This is a genomic window from Flavobacterium sp. HJSW_4 (assembly GCF_042436695.1).
In the GTDB taxonomy this organism is placed as follows: domain Bacteria; phylum Bacteroidota; class Bacteroidia; order Flavobacteriales; family Flavobacteriaceae; genus Flavobacterium.
In genome coordinates this window covers 1-244 of sequence record NZ_JBHNPP010000107.1, presented here as the reverse complement: position 1 = coordinate 244, position 244 = coordinate 1, and the positions used below count along the sequence as shown (strand labels likewise).

Below are 244 nucleotides of genomic sequence, written 5' to 3'. Positions count from 1 at the left end.
TTATGCAAAAGCACTTTGACGCCTGCCATGAGAGTCATAAACAAAGTGCATTGGTGTTGCTCTGAAAAACTTTTTAACTTATCTAAAAATGACTTGGAGAATTCATGTGCTAAACTTGCTCCATTAAAAGTTTGAACTAAAGGGCGGGGTTTAAAGCTTGGCAAGTTTAAAACAGGCAGCTCTCCTGAGAATTGATTCAGCCAGAAATCTTCTGACGCTCGATGCTTTTCCTGTTGCAGTTCTC

1 protein-coding gene is annotated in these 244 nt (G+C 39.8%); it reads right to left on the bottom strand.

Annotation, left to right across the window (positions count from 1 at the left end; genetic code table 11):
- Positions 1 to 244, bottom strand: a 244-nt coding sequence (locus ACE01P_RS24500; RefSeq protein WP_379701678.1) for a condensation domain-containing protein, incomplete at both ends; no start/stop codon positions are given.